General features: G+C 64.3%; 25 protein-coding genes. 14 read left to right on the forward strand and 11 right to left on the reverse strand.

Going from position 1 to position 24,591, the window contains the following annotated elements; genetic code table 11:
* Positions 1-317: 317 nt before the first annotated feature.
* The 13 genes from fliF (at position 318) to fliR (ending at position 11,627) form a co-directional block, all read left to right on the forward strand.
* Positions 318-2,033, forward strand: a complete 1,716-nt coding sequence (gene fliF, locus ACQ4W4_RS04275) for a flagellar basal-body MS-ring/collar protein FliF (protein ID WP_436540905.1) — start codon at positions 318-320, stop codon at positions 2,031-2,033.
* A complete protein-coding gene (fliG, locus tag ACQ4W4_RS04280) occupies positions 2,026-3,024 on the forward strand; it encodes a flagellar motor switch protein FliG (protein ID WP_034754023.1) in 999 nt (332 codons plus the stop codon). The genes fliF and fliG overlap by 8 nt, the downstream gene beginning before the upstream one ends.
* Positions 3,025-3,067: 43 nt before the next feature.
* Positions 3,068-3,769 carry a flagellar assembly protein FliH gene (locus tag ACQ4W4_RS04285; RefSeq protein ID WP_099408992.1) on the forward strand — a complete coding sequence of 234 codons (702 nt, stop codon included), beginning with the start codon at positions 3,068-3,070 and terminating at the stop codon, positions 3,767-3,769.
* Positions 3,770-3,858: 89 nt separating this feature from the next.
* On the forward strand, positions 3,859-5,175 hold the full coding sequence (fliI, locus tag ACQ4W4_RS04290; protein ID WP_227742184.1) for a flagellar protein export ATPase FliI: 1,317 nt from the start codon (positions 3,859-3,861) through the stop codon (positions 5,173-5,175).
* A gap of 32 nt (positions 5,176-5,207) precedes the next feature.
* Complete coding sequence (gene fliJ / locus ACQ4W4_RS04295; RefSeq protein ID WP_070289135.1) at positions 5,208-5,648, forward strand: flagellar export protein FliJ; 441 nt, start codon at positions 5,208-5,210, stop codon at positions 5,646-5,648.
* Positions 5,649-5,667: 19 nt separating this feature from the next.
* Positions 5,668-6,948 (forward strand): flagellar hook-length control protein FliK, encoded by a 1,281-nt coding sequence (locus ACQ4W4_RS04300; protein WP_436540906.1) that lies wholly within the window; start codon positions 5,668-5,670, stop codon positions 6,946-6,948.
* Between the two features lie 186 nt (positions 6,949-7,134).
* Positions 7,135-7,647: a flagellar basal body-associated protein FliL gene (gene fliL / locus ACQ4W4_RS04305; RefSeq protein WP_070220126.1), complete on the forward strand. Its 513-nt coding sequence runs from the start codon at positions 7,135-7,137 to the stop codon at positions 7,645-7,647.
* A 6-nt stretch (positions 7,648-7,653) separates the two neighbouring features.
* Entirely contained in the window at positions 7,654-8,640 is a 987-nt protein-coding gene (gene fliM, locus ACQ4W4_RS04310; RefSeq protein WP_070220128.1) for a flagellar motor switch protein FliM, read from the forward strand.
* Positions 8,641-8,688: 48 nt separating this feature from the next.
* On the forward strand, positions 8,689-9,123 hold the full coding sequence (gene fliN / locus ACQ4W4_RS04315) for a flagellar motor switch protein FliN (protein ID WP_070220130.1): 435 nt from the start codon (positions 8,689-8,691) through the stop codon (positions 9,121-9,123).
* Positions 9,120-9,704: a flagellar biosynthetic protein FliO gene (gene fliO, locus ACQ4W4_RS04320; protein WP_436540907.1), complete on the forward strand. Its 585-nt coding sequence runs from the start codon at positions 9,120-9,122 to the stop codon at positions 9,702-9,704. Before fliN ends, fliO begins: the two co-directional genes overlap by 4 nt.
* Positions 9,694-10,470 carry a flagellar type III secretion system pore protein FliP gene (fliP, locus tag ACQ4W4_RS04325; RefSeq protein ID WP_495542785.1) on the forward strand — a complete coding sequence of 259 codons (777 nt, stop codon included), beginning with the start codon at positions 9,694-9,696 and terminating at the stop codon, positions 10,468-10,470. Before fliO ends, fliP begins: the two co-directional genes overlap by 11 nt.
* A 10-nt stretch (positions 10,471-10,480) precedes the next feature.
* Positions 10,481-10,750: a flagellar biosynthesis protein FliQ gene (gene fliQ, locus ACQ4W4_RS04330; protein ID WP_034754044.1), complete on the forward strand. Its 270-nt coding sequence runs from the start codon at positions 10,481-10,483 to the stop codon at positions 10,748-10,750.
* A gap of 16 nt (positions 10,751-10,766) precedes the next feature.
* A complete protein-coding gene (gene fliR, locus ACQ4W4_RS04335) occupies positions 10,767-11,627 on the forward strand; it encodes a flagellar biosynthetic protein FliR (RefSeq protein WP_436540908.1) in 861 nt (286 codons plus the stop codon).
* On the opposite strand, the gene ACQ4W4_RS04340 is transcribed toward fliR, so the two are convergent.
* Positions 11,628-12,281, reverse strand: a complete 654-nt coding sequence (locus ACQ4W4_RS04340) for a LysE/ArgO family amino acid transporter (RefSeq protein WP_436540909.1) — start codon at positions 12,279-12,281, stop codon at positions 11,628-11,630.
* A gap of 73 nt (positions 12,282-12,354) precedes the next feature.
* Between ACQ4W4_RS04340 and ACQ4W4_RS04345 the strand changes: the two genes are divergently transcribed.
* Entirely contained in the window at positions 12,355-13,251 is an 897-nt protein-coding gene (locus tag ACQ4W4_RS04345) for a LysR family transcriptional regulator ArgP (RefSeq protein WP_436540910.1), read from the forward strand.
* Between the two features lie 9 nt (positions 13,252-13,260).
* Here the strand turns inward: ACQ4W4_RS04345 and ACQ4W4_RS04350 are convergent, their stop codons facing one another.
* From ACQ4W4_RS04350 to ACQ4W4_RS04395, 10 genes are all read right to left on the reverse strand, one after another.
* Positions 13,261-14,520, reverse strand: coding sequence for an MFS transporter (locus ACQ4W4_RS04350; RefSeq protein WP_436540911.1), 1,260 nt, complete (start codon positions 14,518-14,520; stop codon positions 13,261-13,263).
* A 48-nt stretch (positions 14,521-14,568) separates the two neighbouring features.
* Positions 14,569-15,012 carry a MarR family winged helix-turn-helix transcriptional regulator gene (locus ACQ4W4_RS04355; RefSeq protein WP_436540912.1) on the reverse strand — a complete coding sequence of 148 codons (444 nt, stop codon included), beginning with the start codon at positions 15,010-15,012 and terminating at the stop codon, positions 14,569-14,571.
* A gap of 168 nt (positions 15,013-15,180) precedes the next feature.
* Complete coding sequence (gene flgL / locus ACQ4W4_RS04360) at positions 15,181-16,422, reverse strand: flagellar hook-associated protein FlgL (protein ID WP_436540913.1); 1,242 nt, start codon at positions 16,420-16,422, stop codon at positions 15,181-15,183.
* Positions 16,423-16,473: 51 nt separating this feature from the next.
* Complete coding sequence (gene flgK / locus ACQ4W4_RS04365) at positions 16,474-18,441, reverse strand: flagellar hook-associated protein FlgK (protein ID WP_436540914.1); 1,968 nt, start codon at positions 18,439-18,441, stop codon at positions 16,474-16,476.
* Between the two features lie 88 nt (positions 18,442-18,529).
* The gene (gene flgJ, locus ACQ4W4_RS04370) at positions 18,530-19,456 is read right to left on the reverse strand and encodes a flagellar assembly peptidoglycan hydrolase FlgJ (protein ID WP_436540915.1); all 927 of its coding nucleotides are present in this window, start codon (positions 19,454-19,456) and stop codon (positions 18,530-18,532) included.
* 10 nt (positions 19,457-19,466) lie between these two features.
* Positions 19,467-20,582 (reverse strand): flagellar basal body P-ring protein FlgI, encoded by a 1,116-nt coding sequence (locus ACQ4W4_RS04375; RefSeq protein ID WP_436540916.1) that lies wholly within the window; start codon positions 20,580-20,582, stop codon positions 19,467-19,469.
* 2 nt (positions 20,583-20,584) lie between these two features.
* Positions 20,585-21,235: a flagellar basal body L-ring protein FlgH gene (locus ACQ4W4_RS04380; protein ID WP_436540917.1), complete on the reverse strand. Its 651-nt coding sequence runs from the start codon at positions 21,233-21,235 to the stop codon at positions 20,585-20,587.
* Between the two features lie 50 nt (positions 21,236-21,285).
* A complete protein-coding gene (gene flgG / locus ACQ4W4_RS04385) occupies positions 21,286-22,068 on the reverse strand; it encodes a flagellar basal-body rod protein FlgG (protein WP_076568129.1) in 783 nt (260 codons plus the stop codon).
* Between the two features lie 72 nt (positions 22,069-22,140).
* Positions 22,141-22,884 carry a flagellar basal body rod protein FlgF gene (locus ACQ4W4_RS04390; protein ID WP_034787153.1) on the reverse strand — a complete coding sequence of 248 codons (744 nt, stop codon included), beginning with the start codon at positions 22,882-22,884 and terminating at the stop codon, positions 22,141-22,143.
* Positions 22,885-22,998: 114 nt separating this feature from the next.
* Positions 22,999-24,546 carry a flagellar hook protein FlgE gene (locus tag ACQ4W4_RS04395; RefSeq protein WP_152254612.1) on the reverse strand — a complete coding sequence of 516 codons (1,548 nt, stop codon included), beginning with the start codon at positions 24,544-24,546 and terminating at the stop codon, positions 22,999-23,001.
* Positions 24,547-24,591: the final 45 nt, after the last annotated feature.

The following is a 24,591-nucleotide window of genomic DNA, read 5'->3' on the forward strand; positions in this document are numbered from 1 at the left end:
TCGATACCGCCTGTTTTCACTTCGCCTCCCGATTCTGGTGTGCTTCATAACTGTTCCATGCCTGTTGCACCCAGAGAACAAAACTCTGGCTTGCAAGGCAACGACGGGTACAATAACTTCCGTCACATGTTGCCAGGGTTCCACAATACCAGCGCCAACGCCAGCCGCTCGGCCGAGCAGGCGGCAAAAGCGCCTTCTATTTGGACGATTGAAGCGCGTGACAGTGGCGGATAATTCTGCATATCGCCCCTCCTCCCGAGGAAGCGGCCCCTACGCATCACCCAATACACGTAAAAACACCGCCCTGGAAGGCAATCATGGCTGTAGCCGAAGAAATCGATGTGAACCGCATACCGCCTGAACCGGCGCCTGGCCGCTCGCCCGTGGAGTCCGTGCAAGCCTTCGCCAAGACGCCGATGGGCAAGAATTTCCTGCGCGGCCTGGGCGTGGCGGCACTGATCGCCATCGGCGTGGCCCTGTACATGTGGAACCAGCCGCCCGAGTACAAAGTCCTGTTCTCCAACTACACGGACCGCGACGGCGGCGCCATCACGGCGTCGCTGGATCAGCTGGGCATCAAGCACAAGTTTTCCGAAGGCGGCGGCGCCATTCTCGTGCCGTCCGAGCAAGTCCATGACGCACGCCTGAAACTAGCCGCGCAAGGCTTGCCGAAGGGCGGCAACGTGGGCTTCGAGCTGATGGAAAACCAGAAGCTGGGCGTGTCGCAATTCCTGGAACAGGTCAATTTCCAGCGCGCGCTGGAAGGCGAACTGGCCAAATCGATCGAATCGGTGTCCGCCGTCGATACGGCGCGTGTCCACCTGGCCCTGCCCAAACCGTCCGTTTTCGTGCGCGAGCAGCAAAAACCGACGGCTTCCGTGCTGCTGAACCTGCACCCGGGCCGCGGCCTGGACCAGTTGCAGGTGAGCGCCATCGTGCACCTGGTGGCGTCGAGCGTGCCGGAATTGCTTCCAATCAATGTCACCGTGGTCGACCAGGCCGGCACCTTGCTGTCGAACCAGGAAAAGGACAAGGACCGCGCCAACGGCATCAAGAGCCTGGACCCGAACCAATTAAAGTACGTGCAACAATTGCAACAAAGCGTGATCAAGCAGGTCGAATCGATCCTGCTGCCCATCGTCGGCGAAGGCAATGTGCGCGCCGAAGCGACCGCCGACGTGGATTTTTCGCAAAGCGAGCAGGCCGCCGAAACCTACAAGCCGAATTCGCCGCCCGAAGCGTCCACCATCCGCAGCCAGCAAACGAGCGAGTCGACGGGCGCCGGCAATGCCAACCCGTCCGGCGTGCCGGGCGCGCTGTCGAACCAGCCGCCTGGCGTGGCGACGGCGCCATTGACGGCCGAGGCGCCGGGCGCCCCCGCTGGCGCGCCGACGGCGCCGACACAGAAGGAATCGACGACGAATTATGAAGTCGACAAGACTGTGCGCTACGAGCAGAAATCCATGGGCGGCCTGCGCCGCCTGTCGGTGGCCGTCGTCGTCAACTACCGCCGCAGCTTCGACAAGGATGGCAAGGTCACCGTCAAGCCAATTTCTCCTGCCGAAATGGTCCAGATCAACAATCTGGTCAAGGAAGCGATGGGCTACAACAAGGAGCGCGGCGACAGCTTCAGCGTGGCCAACTCCCCGTTCGACGGCATCGACCGCGCGCCGGAAGGCAAGCTGGAGTGGTGGCGCGACCCGGCCAACTTGCCGCTGGCCAAGGAATTGGCGAAATTCCTCATCACGGCCCTGATCCTGCTGTACATCTTCATCAAGATCGTGCGCCCGATGCTGCGCCCCGTGATGCGCAAGATCGACGATTTCGGCGCCCCGCCGCCCGTCATCGAGCCGGAGCTGGCCAAGGACGGCGAAGAAAACGAAGTCCTGCTCAGCGAAGCGGAGCTGGAAGAACTGGAAGAAGATACGGCGCGCGGTTATCGCGAAAACCTGGCGATGGCCAGAAAACTGGCGCAGGAAGACCCGCGCGTGGTGGCCAACGTAATCAAAGCATGGATAGGCAATAATGACTGAGACAACGGGACTGCAAAAAGCGTCGATCCTGATGCTGGCACTGGGCGAGAGCGAAGCGGCCGAGGTCATGAAATTCCTCGGCCCGCGCGAAGTGCTGAAACTGGGCGCCGCCATGGCCACCATGAAGGGCATCGCGCACGAGCAAGTGGTCGAGGTGCTCGGCGACTTCCGCGCGCAGACGGAACTCAATTCCACCGTCGGCCTCGATTCGGACGAATATATCCGGCAAGTGCTCACCAAGGCGCTGGGCGACGACAAGGCGTCCGTGCTGCTGTCGCGCATCCTGGGCGGCAAGGACGCCTCCGGCATCGAATCGCTGAAATGGATGGATTCGCAATCCGTGTCCGAGCTGATCCGCAACGAACACCCGCAGATCATCGCCACCATCCTCGTCCACCTGGAACGCGACCAGGCCTGCGAAATCCTCGGCCACTTCACGGACCGGCTGCGCAACGACGTGGTCTTGCGCATCGCCACCCTGGACGGCGTGCAGCCGGCCGCCTTGCGCGAACTCAACGACGTGCTGACGAAACTGCTGTCGGGTAACGAAAACATCAAGAAATCGTCGCTGGGCGGCGTGCGCGCGGCGGCCGAAATCCTGAACTTCATGAGCGGCGAGCAGGAAGGCTCCGTCATGGACAATATCAAGAACTACGACAACGACATGGCGCAAAAGATCATGGACGAAATGTTCGTGTTCGACAACGTGATCGATATCGACGACCGCGGCATCCAGCTGCTGCTGCGCGAAGTGCAGTCGGAAATGCTGATCATCGCCCTGAAGGGCGCCTCGCAGGAACTGCGCGACAAGATCTTCAAGAACATGTCGCAGCGCGCCGGCGAGATGATGCGCGAAGACCTCGAATCGAAAGGCCCCGTGCGCCTGTCGGAAGTGGAATCGCAGCAGAAACAGATCCTGCAGATCGTGCGCCGCCTGGCGGACGAGGGACAGATTGTCTTAGGCGGAAAAGGCGAGGATTCGTTTGTCTAATTTGATTCCCAAAGAGCAGCAAACCGCGTACCAGCGCTGGGAAATGACCTCGTTTGGCGACGAGCGCCCCAGCGTGGTGGCGGCGCGCAAGCTGCTCGAGCCGGATCCCGAACCGGAATTCGATCCATTTGCAGAGCTGCACGAGGAAGAGCCGGCCCCGCCGCTTGAATACCCGACGCAGGAAGAGCTCGACGCCATCCGCGAGGAAGCGCGCGCCACGGCCTTCGAGGAAGGCCGCGCTGCCGGCTATGCGGAAGGCCACGCGGCCGGACATGCCGACGGCCATGCCGAATCGTATGCACAAGGCAAGGCTGCCTCGGCCGTGGAACTGGCGCATTTGCAAACCATCGCCGTCGACTTCGGCACGGCCGTGCACCAGGCAGACGAACTGATCGCCAACGACGTGATGGAACTGGCCCTGCAGCTGGCCAAGAGCATGCTCAAGACCGCCTTGCCCGTGCGCCCCGAACTGATGCTGCCGATGGTGCGCGAAGCCATCGAATACTTGCCTGTGCTGCAACAACCGGCCTTGCTGATGCTCAACCCGGAAGACGCGCAAGTCGTACGCGACGGTATCGGCGATGAACTCGACAAGGGCGGCTGGCGCGTCATCGAAGACCCGTCCGTGGAACGCGGCGGTTGCAAGATCGACACGGCCAGCAACCAGATCGACGCGCAGGCATCCACCCGCTGGCAGCGCCTGACGCATGCGCTGGGCAAAGACCTGGACTGGCTGGCGCCGTGAGCGAGCCCGTCAAAGGCCCCACGGCCCATGCGGCGCGCTGGCGCGCCTACCTGAGCGATTGTTCGGCCGTGGTCGGCTTTGTCGAACCGATGCAGATTTCAGGCCGGGTCACGCGCGTGGCCGGCCTGGTGATGGAAGCCGTGGGCTTGCGCCTGGCCGTCGGCGCCGCCTGTACCGTGCCGCTGCCCAATGGCGGCCGGGTCGAGGCGGAAGTGGTGGGCTTTGAAGGCGACCGCCTGTTTTTGATGCCGCAAAGCGACGTCGAAGGCATTGTGCCCGGCACGCGCGTGTTTTCCGTCGAACCGGCCATCCCCCGCCCCGGCAGCGTGGCGCACCCGCGCCGCCGCCCCAGCGACCGCGCGCGCCACCTGCCCGTCGGGCCGCAACTGCTGGGCCGCGTGCTCGACGGCGCGGGCCGTCCGCTTGACCAGCTCGGCCCGCTGCACACGACCGACAGCGCCCCCATCAACGTACGCCCCGCCAACCCCCTGGGCCGCGCGCCCATCGTCGATACGCTCGACGTGGGCGTGCGCTCGATCAACGCCATGCTGACCGTGGGCCGTGGCCAGCGCATGGGCCTGTTCGCCGGTTCCGGCGTCGGCAAGAGCGTGCTGCTGGGCATGATGGCCCGCTATACGGAAGCGGACGTGATCGTCGTCGGCCTGATCGGCGAACGCGGACGCGAAGTGAAGGAATTCATCGAGCAAATCCTCGGCCCCGAAGGCCTGGCCCGTTCCGTCGTCGTGGCCGCGCCGGCCGACACGCCGCCGCTGATGCGCCTGCAAGGGGCCGCGTATGCGACGGCGATCGCCGAACATTTCCGCGACCAGGGGCAAAACGTGCTCTTGATCATGGATTCGCTGACCCGCTACGCCATGGCGCAGCGCGAAATCGCCCTGGCCATCGGCGAGCCGCCCGCCACCAAGGGCTATCCGCCCTCCGTCTTCGCCAAGCTGCCCGTGCTGGTGGAACGGGCCGGCAATGGCGAGGAAGGCGGCGGCTCGATCACGGCCTTCTACACCGTGCTGACCGAGGGCGACGACCAGCAGGACCCGATCGCCGACTCGGCGCGCGCCATCCTGGACGGGCATATCGTGCTCAACCGCCGCCTGGCCGAAGCGGGCCATTATCCGGCCATCGACATCGAGCAATCGATCTCGCGCGCCGCTCACTCGATCACGACGCATGAGCACCAGCAGCAGGCGCGCAAGCTGAAACAGCTGTATTCGCGCTACGAGCGCAGCCGCGACCTGATCAGCGTGGGCGCCTACAGCGCCGGCACCGACCCCGTGCTGGACCAGGCCATCGCCCTGCATGAAAAGATCGAGGCGTTTTTGCAACAGCAAATCACGGAGCGGGTCAGCATGGATGAGAGCTTGGGGCAACTTACCGCTCTATTCGACTGATTAGGACTTGCATAGCGGGAATATAATCAGCCATGGCTTCTCCTTCCCAACTTGCAACCCTGATCGACCTCGCCCAGCGCGAAACGGACGATTGCGCCAAGCGCCTGGGCGCGGCCCTGAAAGCGCTCGACGATTGCCGCCAGAAGCTCGACATGCTGTCCGGCTACCGCGACGACTATGCCAAGCGCTTCGAGGCCAGCATGAGCAACGGCATCACGCCCATGGCTTACCGCAACTTCCAGGCCTTCATGGTCAAGCTCGACAGCGCCATCCTGGGCCAGCAGCAGGTGGTCGAGCATGCGCAGGCGCGCAGCGAGAATGAAAAGATGCGCTGGCAGCTGGCCGAACGCAAGCGCATGTCGTACACCACCCTGAACAACCGGGCGCAGGAACAGGCGCTGAAGCTGGAAAACAAGCGCGACCAGAAAGCAATGGATGAGCACGCGGCGAGACAAGCCTATTACAAACGCTAAGCAACACTGAGGCAGCATCATGCAAACCCAGCCAACACCGATTTCCCAGATTATCTCGCCCAACGCCACGCCCGGTGCCGCCAACCGCAGCCAGCCCGCCACCAGTGGCGCGGCGGGCGACTTCCAGCGCACCCTGAACCGCCAGATCGAGCAACGCCAGGCCAGCCGCAATATGGCGCAAGCGCCGGCGCCGGCACGCCCCGCCAGCCCTGCGGCCACGCCAGCGCCCGCGACGCCGGCGCCCGCCAATGATGCGAAGCCGGCGCCAGCGGGCACCGAACAGGCGGCCAGCAGCGAACAACCGCCCGCACCCGCCAGCGAGGCGGCGACCCAGGCCAACGGCGACAGCGCCACGGCAGAGGCCAGCGTGCCCGCCGTACCCGCGATGACCGTCACGCCGCCAGCCGATCCGGCCGCCGAGATGCTGGCCCTCGTGGGCAACATCCAGCTGGCCATCCAGCCACCGGCGGCAGCCGCCAAGGCCGTGCCGGAACTGGCGGCGCGCGCCGGCGTCAAGGCCGACGGCAAGGGCCTGGCAACCGGGCAATTACTGGCAGCCGGCCAGGGCAGCGGCAAGGCCGCCGCCACCGTCATCGCGCAAGCGGACAGCGGCGACTTTGCCGACAGCCTGGGCCAGGCCCAGGGCAAGGCGGCCGCCACACCAGGCGCCAGCGTCCCGGCAGGCAAGGCCGAGCCGGGCAAGCTGGCCGTCGACGCCCAGTTGGCGGCCACCGCCAAGGCGGGCGCCGCCGTAGCCGAACCGGCCTTCAAGGAAACGCCTGCCGACCTGAGCCGCCTGGCGGCCCAGTTGCAGCCGGGCGCGCTGCAGCAGGCCGCGGCCGCCGTGGCCGTGCCGGCCGACAAGCTGACGGGCCGGGTCGGCTCGCCGGCCTGGGACCAGCAACTGGGGCAGAAAGTCGTGTGGATGGCGGCCGGCGGCGACCAGAGCGCCACCCTGACCCTGAATCCGCCCGACCTGGGGCCCGTGCAGGTGGTCCTGACGGTCACCAATGACCAGGCCGATGCCGCCTTCATGTCGGCCCAGCCGGAAGTACGCCAGGCGCTGGAAGCGGCCATGCCGCGCCTGCGCGAAATGATGAGCGAAGCGGGCATCGCCTTCGGCAGCGCCACCGTCTCGGCCGGCACGCCGGAACAGCAACACCATGGCGAGCGCGCCGCCTCGGGCGAACGCCGCGGCAATGGCCAGGGCGGCGGCACTTCCGGCGGCGAGATCGCCATCGCACCGGCAACTGGCGGACGCAGCCGACCCAGCCTGAGTGCCGTGGATACCTTTGCCTGAGGACAATTCGTCGTCCGCAGGCCACAGGCGCGCGCCGCGGCATAACTTTTCGTATAAAAACAGCGAGTTGAGGGCGCTTCCGCCTTCTTTTCACTGCATCCTTCTGCGCAGAATTTGCCGATAATGACATAATGGCGTCGTGATCCACTTCCATGCACCCGAGTACCATTGAAAGCAAATCCAAAAATGAAAGCAGATCCGAAAGCAGATGCAGGTCTGGCCCCCGCCGGCGCCTCGAAAAAGAAGCTTCTGATCATCGTGCTGGCCTCGGTGCTGGTGGCCGGCGGCATCGGTGGCGGTGCCGCCTGGTACTTCTTGCATGGCAAGGCCGATAAAGAAGAAGCGGCGCCGAGCAAGAAAAAACACGCCGCTTCCAAGGCAGGTCCGCCCGTTTTCGTCCCCGTCGATGCCTTCACCGTCAACTTGCAGCCGGAAAATGGCGAGCAATATCTGCAGATCGCGTTTACCCTGCAGGTGGGCAGTCCTGAAGAAATGGATAGCATCAAGCTGAACATGCCGAAAGTGCGCAGCCGCTTGTTGCTGCTGCTGTCCGGCAAGAAGGCGTCCGAACTCAATACCGTGGAAGGCAAGCAGCAGCTGGCGGCCGAAATCATCAATCAGGTGAACCAGCCGTTCGAGGACAAAGGGCCGGAGCAGGACGTGACGGACGTATTATTTACCGCATTCATCATTCAATAAGCAGCCATGGCCGATAATTTCCTCTCCCAGGAAGAAGTCGATGCCCTTCTGAAGGGCGTCAACGGAGACCAGGACGACGCGCAGACGCCGGAAGATGTCACGGGAGTTCGTACCTACAACCTGGCAACCCAGGAGCGCATCGTGCGCGGCCGGATGCCAACGTTGGAAATTATCAACGAGCGTTTCGCCCGGCTGCTGCGCGTAGGCCTGTTCAACTTCCTGCGCCGCAGCGCCGAAGTGTCGGTCGGGTCCGTGCGCGTCTCGAAATACAGCGAGTTCATCCGTAATCTGGTGGTGCCGACCAATCTGAACCTGGTGCACATGAAGCCGCTGCGCGGCACGGCCCTGATGGTCTTCGATCCGGGCCTCGTGTTCCTGCTGGTCGACAATCTGTTCGGCGGCGACGGACGCTTCCATACGCGCGTCGAAGGGCGCGACTTTACGCAGACGGAGCAGCGCATCATCCTGCGCATCCTCGATATCGTCTTCGAGGCCTATACCAAGTCGTGGGAGCCGGTCTTCCCCGTCGAATTCGAATATATCCGTTCAGAAATGAACACGCAGTTCGCCAACATCGCCACGCCAAACGAGGTGGTGGTGGCGTCTACGTTTACGGTGGAACTGGGCTCCGTTTCCGGACAAATCCACTTCTGCATGCCGTATTCGATGATCGAGCCGATCCGCGATTCGCTGACCTCGAGCCTGCAGGGCGAGGCGCTGGAAGTGGACAAGCGCTGGATCCGCCTGATGACGCAGCAGATCCAGATCGCCGAAGTCGAGCTGGTGGCCTCGCTGGGCACGGCGCGCGTGTCGTTCGACGAGATTTTGAACATGAAGGTGGGCGACATCATCCCGCTGAATATTCCCGAACTGATCGCCGCCACCGTCGACGGCGTGCCCGTGATGGATTGCACGTATGGCGTGTTGAACGGACAATATGCATTGAAGGTGGAGAAACTCCTCGCCAATGCCGATAACATGAACAATCATTAAAAAATACCCGGGCCGCTGCGGCCCGCATCAGTACAACAGGAGAAACACATGTCTGACAACCAAGACGACCAAAGCGCGGAAGACGATTGGGGCGCGGCCATTGCCGAGCAGGCCAAGGCGGAAGCCGAAGCGCTGCAGAACCAGGCCGCCACTACGGCCAGCGCGGCCAGCGCCGCCGTGTTCAAGGACTTTTCCAAGCAGGCATCGAAGTCGGAAACGCACAACGATATCGATTTCATCCTCGATATTCCCGTGCAGCTGACGGTCGAACTGGGCCGCACGAAGATCGCCATCAAGAACCTGCTGCAACTGGCGCAGGGTTCCGTAGTCGAGCTCGACGGCCTGGCCGGCGAACCGATGGACGTGCTGGTCAACGGCTGCCTGATCGCCCAGGGCGAAGTGGTGGTGGTCAATGACAAGTTCGGCATCCGCCTGACCGACATCATCACGCCTTCCGAACGCATCCGAAAATTGAATAAATGAAGCCTGGCCTGTTGATTTCCACCGTGCTGCCGCTCCTGGCGGCATGCAGCATTGCCCACGCGGAACCGGCAGCCGCGTCGGCGCCGGCGGCCAGCGCCGCCAGCGCTGCCGTCGCCGTGGCAAGCGAGACACCCGCCGCCCCAGCGGCGCCGGCCGCCGCATCCGCAACCTCGCCTGCCGCCGCCCTGCCGGCGATGCCGGCGGGCGCGCCCATGACGATGGCGCCGACCAGCTCGGCCGGCAGCCTGCTGCAAACCATCTTCGCGCTGATGTTCGTGCTGGCCCTGTTGATCGGCCTGGCCTGGTTCATGAAACGCTATGGCCCCAAGGTCATGGGCGGCAACAACAAGATGCGCGTCGTCAGCTCGCTCAACCTGGGCGGACGCGAACGCATCGTCCTCGTCGAAGTGGCCGACCAGTGGATCGTCGTCGGCGCCTCGCCCGGCAGGATCAACGCGCTGGCCACCATGCCGCGCCAGGAAGGCGAGTTGCCGCAACTGGCCACGGCGCAAAACGGCCCCGCGGCCGCCAATTTTTCCGAGTGGCTGAAACAGACCATCGAAAAACGCAATGGGAAATAAGCAGCAGATGGCGTGGTCCACCTTGAAGACTCCCCTGACCTGGCTGCTGGCGGCCGCCGCCCTGGCCTTGCCGCTGTGGGCGCTGGCCGAACCGGGCATCCCGGCCTTCACCAGCACGCCGGCGCCGGGCGGCGGCCAGAACTACTCGCTGCCGGTGCAGACGCTCATCCTGATGACGTCGCTCACCTTCCTGCCGGCGGCCCTCCTGATGATGACCTGCTTTACGCGCATCATCATCGTGCTGTCCCTGCTGCGCCAGGCCATCGGCACGCAATCGGCGCCGCCGAACCAGGTGCTGGTGGGGCTGGCCCTGTTCCTGACCCTGTTCGTCATGGGACCCGTGTTCGACAAGATCTACACGGATGCGTATCTGCCGTATCAGGAAAACAAGATCAGCATGCAGCAGGCGATGGACAAGGGCGTCGATCCCCTGAAAACCTTCATGCTCAAGCAGACGCGCCAGGCCGACCTGGCCCTGTTTGCCAAGATGTCGCGCTCGGCGGCCCTGCAAGGTCCGGAAGACGTGCCGCTGCGCATCCTCGTGCCCGCCTTCGTCACCAGCGAACTGAAGACGGCGTTCCAGATCGGCTTTGCCATCTTCATCCCGTTTTTGATCATCGACATGGTGGTCGCCAGCGTGCTGATGTCGATGGGGATGATGATGATGTCGCCGGCGACGATCTCGCTGCCGTTCAAGCTGATGCTGTTCGTGCTGGTCGACGGCTGGCAGTTGCTGCTGGGCTCCTTGTCACAGAGTTTTTACTAGGGGAACTACGATGACACCCGAAAGCGTCATGACCCTGGGCCGCCATGCGATGGAAATCACCCTGATGGTGGCCGCGCCCATGCTGCTCGTCGCCCTGATCATCGGCTTGATCGTCAGTATCTTCCAGGCGGCCACGCAGATCAACGAGGCGACCCTGTCCTTCATCCCCAAGCTGGTCGGCATCTTCGTCGCCATCGTCGTGGCCGGCCCGTGGATGCTGTCCGTCATGCTCGACTACATGCGCCAGGTGTTCACGGGCATCCCGAACCTGGTCGGCTAGTGCAGCGATTGTTGCCATGCTGACCCTGTCCAGCATCGAACTGAACACGTGGATCGCAGCACTGCTGTGGCCGCTTAGCCGCATCCTCGGCCTGATCGCGGCCGCCCCCCTGTTCGGCAACGCGGCCGTGCCGGCCAGCGTCAAGGTGACCCTGGGCGCGCTGCTGGCCATGATCATCGCCCCCACCGTGCCGGCCTTGCCTGCCGTCAACCCGATGTCCCTGCCCGGTTTATTGATCCTCACGCAGGAAATGCTGGTCGGGCTGGCCATGGGCTTTTCCATCCGCATCGTGTTTTCCGCGATCGAAATGGCAGGTGAACTCAGCAGCCTCACCATGGGCCTGGGCTTCGCTTCGTTCTTCGATCCGCAAACCAAGGGCAGGTCGTCCGCCATCAGCCAGTTCCTCGTCATGCTGGCCACCTTGATGTTTCTCACTGTCAACGGCCACCTGGTCTTGCTGGCGGCGCTGGCGGAAAGCTTTGTCAGCCTGCCCATTTCATCGAGTCCCATCAGCGGCGGCGGTTTCCAGCAATTGGCGGCCTGGGGCGGGGAAATCTTCCGTTCCGGCCTGCAAATTTCGCTGCCCATCATCGCCGCCCTGCTGCTGACCAACGTGGCGCTGGGCATCTTGACGCGCGCCGCGCCGCAGCTGAACATTTTCGGTATCGGTTTCCCCGTCACACTGGGCGTGGGCTTGCTGGTGATCGGCATGGTCCTGCCCTATCTGGCCACGCCCTTCCAGAACATGTTCCTGCGCGGCATAGAAACGGCACGTTTGCTGCCGCGCGGCTTTGCCACGCGCGACCGGCCACCGCCGCCCGCGCCGCCGAATCCCCTGCGCCCGGCAGCGCCGGCGCCGCTGCCGCCCGCGCGCTGATCAGGGCTGCCAGCCCAGCGCGTGGCGCAACAGCAGCGCCGACAGCACGAACATCGTCACGCCGATCAAGCCATCGAGTACTTGCCAGGCCCGGGGCCGCGCAAACCATGGCGCCAGCCAGCGCGCGCCATAGCCCAACGATGCAAACCACAGCAGGCTGGCCGCGCTGGCGCCGACGATGAAGCAGCCGCGCAGCGCGCCCGGTTGCTGGGCGCCGATGCTCCCCACCAGCAATACCGTATCCAGATACACATGGGGATTGAGCAAGGTAAATGCGACCGCCTGGCCCAGGATGGCGCCCAGGGCCAGCCCGGCACCGCCTTCGGCCGCTCGCAGCTGCTGCGGCCGGCGCGCGCGCCGCAGCGCTTGCCAACCGTAGACGGCCAGGAAAACGGCGCCGCCCAATGCCAGCGCGCTGGCCAGCAAAGGGCGTTGGCCCAGCGCATGGGCCATGCCCAGCACGCCGGCGGCAATCAGGGCCGCGTCGGCCAGCGCGCAGAACAGCACGACGGCCCCCACGTGTTCGCGGCGCAAGCCTTGCCGCAAGACAAAGGCATTTTGCGAGCCGATGGCAACGATGAGTCCCAGGCCCAGGGTCAAGCCCTGGAGAAAGACGGAAAAAACGAGCGGGGCGGTGGCGGTCGAGAGTGTCATGCGGCGATCTTGCCAGTCGCACACAATGAAGGCAAACTACCTTTACTACAGCAAGTTAAGGAAAACTTCATTCATGCTCGATTATGCCGCCCTCGCCGCCTTGGCCGCCGTCATCCGCGAAGGCAGTTTCGAGCGCGCCGCACGCGCCTTGCACGTGACGCCATCGGCCATTTCGCAGCGCATCCGCCTGCTGGAAGAGCGCGTCGGCTGCGCGCTGGTGATACGCGACCAGCCCTGCCGCGCCACGGAAACGGGACGGCGCCTGTGCCAGCACGTGGACCAGGTGCAGCTGCTCGAACAGGATCTGCAAGGCGCCTTGCCGGCGCTGGCGGTGCAGGGCCTGGCGCGCGCCAGCGTGCCCGTCGCCGTGAATGCCGACAGCCTGGCCACCTGGCTGGCGCCCGCCATCGCCGCCTTTGCGGCCAGCCACCCGGTGCTGCTGCAAGTGGCCGTCGACGACCAGGACCATACGGCCGAATGGCTGCGCAGCGGCGCCGTGCTGGCCGCCGTCAGCGCCACGGCCCGGCCCGCATCGGGCTGCAACAGCCGCCCGCTGGGCGCCATGCGCTACCTGGCGGCCGCCAGTCCTGCCTTCATGCAGCGCTATTTTGCCCACGGCGCGGGCGCCGCCAGCCTGGCGCTGGCGCCCAGCCTCGTCTTCAATGCCAAGGACGAGCTGCAATCGCGCTGGGTGCGGCGCCTGTGCCACCGGCACGTGGAGCTGCCGCGCCATGCCCTGCCCTCGTCGCATGCCTTCGTCACGGCCGCCCTGGCCGGCATGGGCTGGGGCTTGCACCCGCAGGCGCTGATCCAGCCGCATCTTGACAATGGCAGCCTGGTCGAATTGCTGCCCGATACGCCCCTGGATGTGCCCTTGCACTGGCATACGGCGCGCGCCGCCTCCAGCCTGCTCGACGGCTTGAGCGCAGCCGTCGCGGCCGCCGCCCGCGCGGGCCTGCTGCCGCCCTGACCGGCCGCGTCAGTGCTGGTCGCTGCTGAACGCCAGGCGCCGGCGCCGCACATCGACATTCAGGCGCAACTGGTGATGTTTGACCAGGTAGCGCACGCCGACGAGGGCTGCCGCCAGGCCCGACAAGGCGGCTATGCCCAGCGCCCAGCGCGGGCCGAAGGTGTCGGCCACCCAGCCCACGATGGGTGCGCCCAGCGGCGTGCCGCCGGCCGAGATGGCCAGCACGATGGCCATCACGCGGCCCCGCATGGCGGGCGCCGTCGACAGTTGCACGCTGCTGTTGACGCTGGTGGTAAACGTTTGCGCGGCGATGCCGATGACCACCAGCATCATGCCGAACAGCCAGTAATTGGGCATCACGGCCGCCAGCGCGCAGGCCAGGCCGAACAGCGCGGCCGCCCCCAGCAGCAGGGCCAGGGTGGGCTGGCCGCGCCCCGCCGCCAGCAGGGCGCCGGCCACGGAACCGCAAGCCATGATGGAACTGAGCACGCCATACTGGCCGGCGCCCGCATGGAAGGCGGTCACGGACATGGTCGAGAGGAAAATCGGGAAGTTCAGGCCGAAGGTGCCGATCAGGAACAGCATCAGCAGGATGGCCATCAGGTCGGGCCGCTGGCGCACGTAGCGGAAACCCTCGCCCAGGCTGGCGCGCGTGGCCTTCAGGCGCGGCGCGCGGCGCAGCAGTTCCACGCGCAGCAGCAACAGCGAACCGATCACCGCGGCAAACGAGACGGCGTTGATGATGAAGACCCAGCCGCTGCCGACGCTGCTGATCAGCAAGCCGGCCACGGCCGGGCCCAGCATGCGCGCCGCATTGAACGAGGTGGAATTGAGCGCCACGGCATTCGTCAAGTCTTCCTCGCCGACGATTTCAGCCACGAAAGTCTGGCGCACGGGCGAATCGAAGGCCGTCACGCAGCCCAGCAGGAAGGCGAACACATACACATGCCACAGTTGTACCAGGCCGCTGATGCACAACATCCCGAGTCCCAGCGCCAGCAAGCCCATGGCCGCCTGCGTGCACAGCAGCAGTTTCCTGCGGTCGAGCAGGTCGGCCGCCATGCCCGTCAGTGGCAGCAACAGCAGTTGCGGGCCGAACTGCAAGGCCATGACGATGCCGACGGCGCTGGCGTTGTGCTGCGTCAATTCGCTCAGCACCAGCCAATCCTGCGCCGTGCGCTGCATCCACGTGCCGATATTCGACACGAGGGCGCCGCCGGCCCAGATACGGTAATTGGGAATGCGTAGCGAACGGAATGTGTTGTTCATCTGGGCGTGCGGGCTCCTTGCCGGGGTCGTGGTGAAAAAATCAGCGGATCACTCCGCCAAGCGTTTGAGTAAGGCCACCGCCTTGTCCAGCTCGGTGACTTCGGCCGGCGTGAGCCGGGTTTCGATGGTGCGCGCCAGCCAGTCTTCGCGCGCGGCGCGGCTCGCCGCGATCCAGGCGCGGCAGCTGTCCGTCAGGGTCAATAGCGTCTGCCGGCCATCGAGCGGATCGGGCGACCCCGTCACCATCCGCGCTTCCGTCAAGGCTTGCACGGTGGCGGCCATCGACTGGGGCCGCATGCCTTCGGCGCGCGCCAGGCTGCTGGCGGTGGCGGGGCCGTCGCGCTCGAGACGGCTGAGCACGGATGCCTGCGACATGCTGACGTCCCCCAGGTGCGCCTCTTCGCGCAGGCGGCGGCGCAACTTGCCGACCAGGATGCGCAATTCGCCGGCCAGTTGCAGAACTTGTTCGTGGTCTTCTTGCGGGGTGGTCATGGTGTCCGTGCGATGTATCAACGGACTCCACTATAACATATATACAGGTAGACTGCACAGTTTGCCTGCATATACTATCAGAACAGCCAGATTCCGCGCACAAAAAAGCCGGGGCGGGAGATGCACTCCCTGCCCCGGCTTGCCGGCCCATCGCGCGATGCCGGTGCGTCAGTTGATGTAATTGAACAGCGACAAACCCGAGATCGAGGTGAACGATTTTTGCGCCGCCTGCAGGGTCACTTGCTGCTGGCTGAAGGTGGAAATGGCTTTCACCATGTCCAGGTCTTGCAGGTCCGACAGGGTGGTGGCGTACTGGATGTCGAGATCGTCTCCAGCGCTGTCGAGGTAATCGAGTTCCTTCATGCGGGAACCGACATCGGCGCGCACGGACAGCACATTGTCATAGGCCGTGTCGAGGATATTATGCGCGGCGTTCAAGCCGTTCGTCAGGCGCGCCTGCCCCGCATCGCCGCTGCCAGGCTGGCGCAGCACGCCGATCAGGTTTTTCACGGTGGTAAACAACGATTCCTTGGCGCTCGGCTCCAGGGTAAAGCTGTCCTGGTCGGCCGGCTTGCCCGTGATGTTCACTTGCTGGCCGTCGAAGGTGATGGCGTCGCCCGCCTTGTAGGGGATGGGCACGGCAGGATTGGGCACCGTCTGGCCCAGGGTGGCGTCGGTGACGGTATAGGTGGTGACGGCGTCCGTTCCCGTGCCCGTGACCTTGAAGTCGATCGAATACTTGTGCCCCGTCAATGCCGACGGGTCCGTCACCGTGCCGCCCGAAACCACGCCCGAGCCGCCGCGCGTGAAGTTGGCGGTAGCGGCGGCCGTCGTGAACTTGCCGTTGCCCGTCAGGTTGTTTTCAAACACGGTGGCGCCGGAATCGCTGGTGGCCAGGTAGCGCGCCGAACCCACCTGCAATTCGCGCTGTCCCTGGTCGCCCACATAGCTGGCGCCCGTCGGCGTCTGGCTGAATGGCTGGGTCGTGGATTTGTAGCCGGAAAACAGGTAGCCGCCCGCACCGTCGGCCGTATTCGCGATGCCCAGCAAGTCGGTCAGCCGGCCTTCCAGCTCCCTCGCCAGGGTATCGCGGTCGACATCCTTCAGGGCAGGGTTACCGGCCTTGAGCACCAGATCCTTCACGTCGGCGATCAGCGAGGTGGTGCTGGCCAGCGCCAGCTCTTCCTGCGACAGGAAGTTCTTCGCATTCGAACGGTTCGTCACGAACTGGGTGTTGATCGATTGCGACTGCGTCACTTCCAGCGCGCGCGCCGAGGCGATCGGATCATCGGCCGGCGTCAGGTTGCGGCGGTTCGACGACAGCTGCATCTGCGTACGGTTCAAGGCGCCCTGCAGATTGTTCAGCTGCGAGCTGCCCTGGTCATAAATCATTCGTGTGCTGATGCGCATGATGCTGCCCTTCCAGAAAGCCGCCGCGCGCTACGTCGCGGCAAAAATTGATTAACGTCCCAGGCCGATGACCACGTCGAACAGGGTGCTGGCGATCTGCATGACCTTGCCGCACGCCTGGTAGGACTGCTGGTAACGCAGCAGGTTGGCCGCCTCTTCGTCGAGGTTGACGCCGGAAACGGCCTGCTGCTGGGTGCTGACCTGCTGCAGCAAGGCCAGGCTGGCCAGGCCGCTCACCTGCACTTCGCGCGTCTTGTTGCCCACGAAGCTGACGGTTTGCGCATACGAACCCTGGAACGTGGCATTGCCGCCATCGAGGATATTCTTCGTCTGCAAGCCAGCCAGCAGCGCGGCATTGCGGTTGTCGCCCACGCCGCCCGTATTGGGCTTGATGACGAAGGTATCGCCCTGCGCCGGCGTGCCCGTCATGCTGACATTGATGCCGCCAAAGCTGAAGTTGTCGCCTTCCGTGTAGGGGATGTTCGCCGTGCCGGCCGGATAGGTCGTGGTCGCGCCATTCAAGCCCTTGACCGTCACCGCCTGGCCCGCAGGGAAACCTGTCAGCGAGGTGGTCGCCTTGTCATATGTCAACGTCAGGGGGCCGGTCAGGGCATTGCCCGGCGTCAGGTAGGCCTTGTCGACGGAGCCGGCGCTGAGCTTGCCGGAACCCGTATTGGCCACCGGCGCCGACGTGGCGATCGGCGCGGCGGCGGCGATCTTGTTGCGGTCGGTGATCAGCACGTTCAGGCCGGCCGCGCCGTTCGCCGTCGGCCTGATGACGTAGTTGTCGCCCTGGGCGGCCGTGCCCGAGATCGAGAAATCGACGCCGTCGATGGTTTGCGGCCCCGTTTGCGGATACGGATTGATGATGGTGTGCGTGCCGTCGGATTCGCGCGTGACCACATAGTTGCTGCCGTCGTATTTCAGGCTGTAATCGCTGGCCGTCAGCTTGGTCGGGTCGCTGACCTTGGCCGACAGCACCGTGGTGCTGCTGGCGTTGTTGCCGCGGTCGGCACCGATCACCGGGTCGGGTATCTTGAAAAAGTCGCCGCCCATGGCGCCATTCAAGTCCTGGCCCAGCTTATGCTGGTCGTTGAAGGTGCTGGCCAGCGCGATGGCGACCTTGCCCAGCGAGTTCTGCACATTGTCCAGGGTGCCGCTGCGAAATTCCAGCAAGCCGCCCAGCGAACCGCCGGTCAGGGAGCTGTCCGGCAGCACGGTGACGGTGCTGCCCGTGACATAGCCCACCTCGATGCGGTTCGGGTCCGTCCGCGAAGGCGTGGCCGCCAGTTCGAAGCTGCGGTCCGCCACCACCAGGGGCTGCCCCGCGCCGATGGAAATGGTCACGGTATTGTTGGCAGCGGGCTGCACCGTCGCCTTCACGTATTTGTTCAATTCCGTGATCAGCTGGTCGCGCTGGTCCAGCAGATCGTTGGGCTGGTTGCTGACGTCGACCGACAACTGGGAAATTGACTTGTTCAGCTCGGCGAGCTGCTTGGCATAGGTATTGATCACCGTCACATTCGACGTGATCTGCGAATTGACGCCGTCGCCGATCTCCGTCAGGCGCGCGCTCAGTCCCTGGAAGCGCGAAGCGAGCGAGCCGGCGCTCGACAGCAGCGCCTGACGCGACGCGACCGAGGAAGGATTGGAGCTGAAATCCTGCACGCCCTTGAAGAAATCCTGCAAGGCGGGCGACAGACCGGCCGTGGGATCGGCCAGCAGGTTGTCGATCTGGCTGATCTGCGTGTAATACGTGTCGAGCGCACTGGTCGCGCTTTGCGCGGAATTGACCTGGGTGGCCATGAAGCTGTCGTACTGGCGCTTGATCTGCGACACTTCCGTGCCCGTGCCGACAAAGCCATAGCCGGCATAGTTGGACTGCGAAGTCTGCTGCAGCACCACCTGGCGGTTGTAGCCGGCCACGTTGGCGTTGGTGATGTTATGCCCGGTCGTCGACAGGCCCACCTGCGCTGCAAGCAAACCGCTCTTACCGATGCTGAGTAGATTCGAAGTCATGGTGTCTTATTGGTTACCGTCAAATGTATTTACGGCAGCTGCGGCGAAAACTTGAAGCGCGCGGCCTGCACAAGGGTAGGGAGGCGGATTAACCGACCAGCGAATTCTTGATGATTTTTGTCAGTTTGGCAGCGTAATGCGGGTCCGTCGCGTAGCCGGCCTTTTGCAAGCCCTGGGCGAACGTGCTGGCGTCGCCCGCGCTGGCCAGCACTTTTTCATAGCGTTTGTTGTTGGTAATCAACTGCGCATAATCCTTGAAGCTGTCCGCATAGCTGTCGTAGGCGCGGAATTTTTCCACCTTGCGCTGCGCCTTGCCATTTACATATTCCGTGGTGACGGCTTCCGTGACCTTGCCCTTCCAGTCGCTTGACGCCTTGATGCCGAACAGGTTGTGGCTGCTGCTGCCGTCGCGGCTGATGATTTCGCGCTTGCCCCAGCCCGTTTCCAGCGCCGCCTGGCCCAGCATGAACTTGGCCGGGATGCCGGTGGCGCGGCTCGCTTCTTCCGCATGCACGCCCAGCTTTTCCTGGAAGGCGCGCACGTGCGGCGCCTGCGTGGCGTTGGCCTTGTCGCTCAGGGTCTTGCCGGTGGCGGCGGCGCCGCCGGCGCCCTCGGTCAGCGCGCCCTGCTGCTGGCGGAACGCGGCCAGGGCCTGCGCCATGCTGGAAGACCGGGGCGACGGCGCTTCGGCGCCGTCGGCGGCCAGCGCCTGGTTCGAGGACGACAGCTGGCGGATCAGCACGTCCGCCAGGCCCGTGCCCCGCTTGGCCAGGTTCTGGCTCGTCTGCTGGTCCAGCATCGAGGTGTACATCTTGCTCTGCTGGCTATCCATGATGCCGTCCTGCGGCGTGGCCTCGCGCATGCTTTTCATCATCATGTTGATGAACATGGCTTCGAATTGCGTGGCCGCCTCTTTCAGGGCGGCGGGATCTTTCGCCTTGGCGGACTGGCGCAAGCCATCCATGCCCTTGACGTCATAGGCGGCGGTATTGCTGAGGTCGGTTTGGCTGATCATGGCGTGTCCATCAAATGATTTCGAGTTCGGCGCGCAGCGAACCTGCCGCCTTCATCGCCTGCAGGATGGCCAGCAAGTCTTGCGGCGAGGCGCCGATGGCGTTCAAGGCCTTGACCACGTCGGACAGCGAAGCGCCGCCCTTTACCAGCATCACCTTGCCCGGTTCCTTCTTGATATCGATCTGCGCCGTCTGCGTGACCACCGTGCGTCCGCCCGACAGCGGCGCCGGCTGGCTCACCTGCGGCTCGACATTGATGGTGACGGACAGGTTGCCGTGCGAAATGGCGCACGTTTCCAGGGTCACGGACTGGTTCATCACGACGGAACCGGTGCGCGCATTCATGATGACCTTGGCTGCCAGGCGGGCCGGATTGACTTCGATGCTTTCCAGCTGGCCCAGGAAGGACACGCGCTGGTCGCTGCCGCCCGGCGACTGCACCTGGATCACGCGCCCGTCGAGCGCGGCGGCCGTGCCGGCGCCGTAGCGGCTGTTGATGGCGTCGACCACGCGGCTGGCCGTGGCGAAATCGGTGGCGTTCAATTCCAGGCGTATCGTATTGTTGGCGCCCAGCGCCGACGGCACGGTGCGCTCGACCGTGGCGCCGCCCGAAATGCGACCCACGCTCAGGTGATTGATGACGACGGAGCTGCCGGCCGCCTGCGCGCCCACGCCGCCCACCAGCACGTTGCCCTGCGCCATGCCGTACACCTGGCCATCGGCGCCCTTCAATGGCGTCATCAGCAAGGTGCCGCCGCGCAAGCTTTTCGCATTGCCCATCGACGAGACCGTCACGTCGAGCAACTGGCCCGGCTGGGCAAACGCGGGCAAGGCCGTCGTCACCATCACGGCGGCCACGTTTTTCAGCTGCAAACTGGTGCCTTGCGGTAAGTTAATACCCTGCTGCTGCAGCATCGCCGCCACGCTCTGGATGGTGAACGGCGTTTGCGTGGTCTGGTCGCCGCTGCCGTCGAGGCCGACGACGAGGCCATAGCCCATCAGCTGATTCTGGCGCACGCCGGCGATGCTGGCCAGGTCCTTGATGCGCTCGGCGTGCGCCACGGGCGCCAGCAGAGAAATGGCCAGGCCGAAAACAGCTGCAAAGCGGGGGAAAGTAAACGTGGCCATGATCAGAACGGCAGCAGGCTGAGGAAGAAGCGCGAGGCCATCGAGGCCATTTCGGCGCGGTCGATCTGGCTGTTGGTGCGGTACTCGACGCGCGCGTCGGCCACCTGGGTCGAGGGCACGACATTGCCCGTGCCGATGGTGTCCGGATTGACCATGCCCGAGAAGCGGATGAATTCCGTGCCCTTGTTCATGGCGATCTGTTTCTCGCCGGCCACGATCAGGTTACCGTTCGGCAGCACTTCAATCACCGTCACGCCGATCACGCCGGAAAAGGTGTTGCTGGCGGACTGGTTGTCGCCATCGGCAAATTTCGTCGCGCCATTCGCCGAGACGGTGCCGCCCAGGCGGCCCTGGGCGAAGCCGGGCGTGGAAAAGCCCACGCTGCCGGACTTGTTGCCGGAACTGGCGCCCGCCTTGACGGCGTTCGTGCGCTCGGTGATGGCGATCGTCATGGTGTCGCCCACGTGGCGCGCGCGGCGGTCTTCGAAGGCGGGACGGTAGGTCGACGGCTGGTAGATGGAACCGTTGTTGGCAACCACGGGTTCGGGCATCGGCGCGCGCGTGGTGGTCGGGTATTGCACGATCGAGGTGGGCGTGATGGCGCAGCCGGACAGCAGGACTGCGGACAACAGGGCGATGATGGGGTATTGCATGACGAACCTCCGCTGCCATCCGGCGGCGGATGGCATGACGACTATGAAAATTAAAGTTGCGACAATTTCTGCAGCATTTGATCGGATGTGGTGATGGCCTTGCTGTTGATCTCGTAAGCGCGCTGCGTCTGAATCATGTTGACCATTTCCTCGGCCACGTTGACGTTCGACGTTTCGATATAGCCCTGCATCAGCACGCCGGCGCCGTTGGTGCCCGGGGTGTTGGTCTGCGCCACGCCGGAGGCGCCCGTTTCCATGTACAGGTTTTCGCCCTTCGATTCCAGGCCTGCCGGATTGACGAAGGTGGTCAGCTGCAGCGAGCCGATTTGCGATGGCGCAACAGTGTTGGGCAAGGTGACGGAGACGGTGCCGTCACGCGCCACGGTCAGGCTCAGCGCATTGGTCGGTACGGTGATGGCGGGCTGGATGACGAACCCTTCGGAAGTGACGAGCTGGCCGTTGGCATCGGTCTGGAAGGAGCCGTCACGCGTGTAGGCGGTGGCGCCGTCCGGCAGCAGCACCTGGAAAAAGCCCGTGCCGTTGACCATCACATCGCGTGAATTGCCCGACGCCTGGGGATTGCCCTGCGTATGGATGCGTTCGGTAGCCACGGTGCGTACGCCCGTGCCGATCTGCAAGCCCGATGGCAGCTGGGTCTGCTGCGACGATTGCGCGCCCGGCTGGCGCACATTTTGATACAGCAAATCTTCAAACACGGCGCGCGACTTCTTGAAACCCGTGGTACTGACGTTGGCCAGGTTATTGGCGATCACGTCCATCTGCGTCTGCTGCGCTTCCAGGCCGGTCTTGGCTATCCAAAGGGAACGAATCATAATTTTTCTCCAATAACAGCGCTGGTCAGCCCTGTAGACTATTTCTATGTGACCATTATGCGGTGGTCCCCATCAATTCAAAGCGAGGATCTGGGTGGCTTTCGCCGCGTTATTCTCGGCATTCTTCAACAAGCTCATTTGCGTTTCGAACTGGCGCGCCAGGGCGATCATGCTGACCATCGAGTCGACGGGGCTGACATTGCTGCCTTCCAGCGCACCGGTGGTCAGCTTGACGGCCTGGTCGGCCTGCGCCACCGTGCCATCCTTCAGACGGAACAGGCCGTCGTCGCCGCGCACCAGTTGCTGCTCGGGCGGGTTGACCAGCTTGATGCGTCCCAGCACCGTCGACGGACCGGGCGGCACGTCTGTGGAGATCGTGCCCACCGTGCCGTCGCTGGCGATGGCCACCGTCACGCCGGGCGGAATGGCCATGGGGCCCGTATCGCCCTGCACCATCAGGCCTGACTGCGTCTGCAGCATGCCGTTCTCATTGAGCTTCAAGGCGCCGTTGCGCGTATAGGCTTCGGAACCGTCGGCCGACTGCACCGCGATCCAGCCGCCGTTTTCCACGGCCACATCGAGCGCGCGGCCCGTGTGCTGCATCGGACCTTGGGTGAAGTCGGAACCGACCGTCGAATCGACGACGAAGGCGCGCGTCGGCATCATGCCGTCCGCCACTACGGGCACGGCGCGAAACGAGTCGAGCTGGGCACGGAAACCCGTGCTGGTGGCATTCGCCAGGTTGTTCGCCGTGGTCGCCTGCTTGTCCAGGATGTGCTTGGCGCCCGAGCCGGCGGTGTAGATGAGACGGTCCATGTTTTATTTCTCCTGTTGCCTTCAACCCAAGGCAGAAAGCTGGGGTCAGACCCGGCGGGCGAATGCGCCGCAATGCGGCACATTCCGGTCACGAAGTGACTGACTCCCTGATTATTAGCGCAAGTTCACCAGGGTTTGCAGAACAGAATCCTGCGTCTTGATGGTCTGCGCATTCGCCTGGTAGGCGCGCTGGGCCGTGATCATGTTGACCAGTTCTGCCGTCAGGTCCACGTTCGACACTTCCACGGCCGAGGCGCGCAAGTCGCCCAAACCGCCCGAGCTCGGCTCACCCGTCATCGGGCTGCCCGAAGTCGAGCTTTCCGCCCAGGCATTGTTGCCCAGCGGCTCGAGGCCATTCGGATTGGCAAATTTGGTCAGCACCACCTGGCCCATGTCGCGCGTCTTGCCATTGTTATACTGCCCCTGGATCACGCCATCGCTGCCCACGACGAAACGGTCCAGCTGGCCGGCCGCGTAGCCATCGGCCACGGTGCGCTTTTCGCTGGTGGACGAACTGAGCTGGGTGGAATTGGTGAAGTCGACCTTGATCGCCAGATTCGCGTTCGCGCCCGTGGCGGGGAAGACGGGCAGGTTGACCGTCACCGGCAGGGTTTGCGGCGGCGTCAGTGCCAGCATGGCGGCCTTGTCCAGGCTGCCGACGCTGTTGAACACCAGCGAAGCCGACCTTACGGCGGGCACTTCCGTCACCGAGGCGATATTCTTGTCGATCTGGTCCGGCGTCAGGCTGGAATTGACGCCATTGGGCACGGCGCTGCCATAGGTGGCGCTGATGGCGGCCAGCTGGGCCGGGCTGGCGCCGGCCGCCGCAGCGGCGGCGCGCACGGCGGCGCCGGCCGCATTGCCGTAGGCGATGGCGGCGGCCGTGATATTTGCCGGCACCAGCGGCACGGCCGTGACGGCGGCCTGGTAGGCGCTGCGCGCAGCCAGCGAGGCGGCATCGGTCTGCGCTGCCGCGGCCACTTTCGCGCTGGTAATTTCCTTGCCGTCAGTGGCCGAGTAGACATCCCAGGTATTGGTGCCGGTCTTGACATAGAAATTCGACATCGTGTGCGAGTTGCCCAGCGAATCATAGACGGGCACGGGGAATTGCTTGGTCCACGACTTTTGCTCGCCTACGCTGAATGGCACCACGGTCGGCATGGCCGAGTTGGAATCGAGGTTGACCTGGGTATCGACCTTGGTGGTCGCCTGCGGCGCCATGTCGGACGGGTCGATCTGCAGCGGCACGGTGGCGCCGGCCAGGATCTTGCCGTTCGCATCGGCCGGATACCCCGTCAGCTGGGCTTTCTGGGCATTGATGATGAAGCCGCTCTTGTCGACCTGGAACTGGCCGTTGCGCGAATACTGGATGGCGCCGTTCACGCTGGTGCGGAAGAAACCGCCGCCATTGATGGCGATGTCGAGCGGATTGGACGAACTCTCCAGGTTCCCCTGGTTGAACAGCTGCGCCACTTGCGACACGGACACGCCGATACCGGGCTGGTTGCCGCCCACGCCATACAGCGAGTTGGCATAGATGTCGGCGAACTGCGCCTGCGATTGCTTGAAACCCACGGTGGCCGAGTTGGCGATGTTGTTGCCGATGACGTCCAGCGATTTGGCGGCGCCGTTCAAGCCGCTCAGGCCTTGTTGGAAAGACATTGTGTTCTCCTGGTAGAAAATAGGGGTAGAGGGTCTACGCTACAA

This window comes from Janthinobacterium glycogeni (genome assembly GCF_051380725.1).
GTDB lineage: Bacteria > Pseudomonadota > Gammaproteobacteria > Burkholderiales > Burkholderiaceae_D > Janthinobacterium.